This window comes from Paracoccus sp. MKU1 (assembly GCF_001447385.1).
Taxonomy (GTDB): domain Bacteria; phylum Pseudomonadota; class Alphaproteobacteria; order Rhodobacterales; family Rhodobacteraceae; genus Paracoccus.
This window is the reverse complement of the sequence record NZ_LLWQ01000145.1, coordinates 1-1682: the sequence shown is the minus strand read 5'-3', so window position 1 is coordinate 1682 and position 1682 is coordinate 1. Positions and strand designations below refer to the sequence as shown.

Annotated in this window: 4 protein-coding genes; all 4 read right to left on the bottom strand. The window is 65.0% G+C overall.

The features are described 5' to 3' along the window. Positions 1–300: DUF6878 family protein (locus AQY21_RS09980; RefSeq protein WP_369807754.1), on the bottom strand; the 300-nt coding region annotated here is incomplete at its 3' end. Positions 301–510: 210 nt separating this feature from the next. Further along, entirely contained in the window at positions 511–675 is a 165-nt protein-coding gene (locus AQY21_RS29350) for a hypothetical protein (protein WP_166507195.1), read from the bottom strand. Positions 676–1099: 424 nt separating this feature from the next. Beyond that, complete coding sequence (locus AQY21_RS09975; protein ID WP_012092597.1) at positions 1100–1396, bottom strand: hypothetical protein; 297 nt, start codon at positions 1394–1396, stop codon at positions 1100–1102. Further along, positions 1393–1682, bottom strand: a 290-nt coding sequence (locus AQY21_RS09970; RefSeq protein ID WP_238986736.1) for a DUF6117 family protein, incomplete at its 5' end; no start/stop codon positions are given. The genes AQY21_RS09975 and AQY21_RS09970, both read right to left, overlap by 4 nt.

Below are 1682 nucleotides of genomic sequence, written 5' to 3'. Positions count from 1 at the left end.
GGTCACCTTGTCGGTTCCCCATGCCACCGTGGCAATGGTGATCTCGCCCTGCGGCAGGTCCACGGTCCGGTCGTCCGATTGCGCGGTGATGTCCTCGATCTGGCCGCTGTCGCCAGAACCGTCGAAGGTGACGGTCACGAGAGTGATGCCTGCGGCGGCCAGCGCATCGAACAGCGCCGTCTTGTTGTCGGGACGGACCGCTTCAGCGCGACGGTTGCGCTCATCGCGCTCGGCGAAGAAGCGCGCGACGCTGGCGGCCATGTCGAATTCCGGCGTGGCTGGTTTGTCGGTATCGGTCATTGGATGATCCTCCAGGAGAGCGGGATGATATGGCCCGGCGGCGCTCTCCTCTCCTTCCGCCAGGCTCGCCCCGATCCCGGCCCAACTCTCCCTTTCCAGAGCCGAGGCGAGGCCTCGGCACCGCCGCTGGCGATGCGCAGCCTGCGCATGGCACAAGGCCCGGCTGCGCCTGACGCGGGCCGGGCCGTCGGGCGGAGGCGCTTTCGCGCCTCAGCCGAAGGGATCGAGTTCGAGCTTCACCATCTCTTCGTCGCCGTCGAACTCGTCGGCGGGCATGGCGCCGTGGGTGCCGTCCCCGGCCTGGAACACGACGATCACGACCATCAGCGTGGTGGCGAGGCTGGCGGCGAAAGCGGTGGCATCTGCGTAGGACATGGGTTCCGGCTCCTGTCTTTGGAGGCGGGGGACCATCCCCCGCGCGACAGGCGCCCGAAGTGTCTGACCGGATCTGCAATCACCCTCGGGCGTTCGGATTCTTTCCGAATCCCCGAGGGCGGCACGCGCGCGTAAGCCGACCCCACCGGGGTTGAATGCAAAGAGACGGTCGGACCAAGGTTAGCGAATGGAAGCGGGGGATGGTGCTTTGCGTCGAGCCGGTGCCGGAAACCCGTCGCAGATGCTTTGCTGCGCCAGCCTCGTTGCCGGCGGATATTCAGGGTGTGTTTCAGGCCGGGGACGGAACCCGTTGCCCCCACAACACCAAGGAGTTGGCGCAATGGTGAAGCTCGAACTCGATCCATCGCTGCTTGTGCAGCGATACCCGATAGCCCCGTGTGCAAGGTTCGGCTTTCAGGGCCGGTCAGTCCCAGAACCCATCGGCGATTTCGCGGGCGATCATGGCGCGGGCCTTCATCATCACATCGTCGCCGGAGGTGTCGATATGACCGAAAAAGCGCGTCCGGGCGCCATGGGCCGTCCAGTCGGCATAGCGGCAGTATTCGCGGGCATCGAGCCGGAAGGCGCGCATGTCCTCGGCCCAATGCGGTTTCGGTTCCACGATGACGGTGACGCCGTTGCGGGTTTCCTCCCAGGGAAGCGAGCGCTCCGATGGCGGATTGCGGCGGTCATCGGCGAAGATTTCATCGACCGTCATCATGATGCGCCCCCATCTTCGGCCTTCTCGACAAAGCCGGCAGGATCGTCGGGATCCGGCGGCAGATAGGCGTCATAGGGGTTGCCGCTTGCGAGATGGCCGAACGGCGTGAAGACGTAATCACCCCCGTCGCGGCCGACCGCGCACAGGACATAGCGTGTCTCACGGGTCGCGGCGTCGAGGCATTCCATAAGGGCGAGATTGCCGTCATCGGCAGCACGAAGCAGAGTGTCGAAGTTCGTTCGAACGGGATCGGGAATGGCCATTGTGTTCTCCTGAAACGAAGAAG

What these genes read in the sequence shown, in the direction of transcription:
- AQY21_RS09975 (WP_012092597.1), bottom strand. Translation starts at nt 1,396, where the DNA reads ATGATGACGGTCGATGAAATCTTCGCCGATGACCGCCGCAATCCGCCA.
- AQY21_RS29350 (WP_166507195.1), bottom strand. Translation starts at nt 675, where the DNA reads ATGTCCTACGCAGATGCCACCGCTTTCGCCGCCAGCCTCGCCACCACG.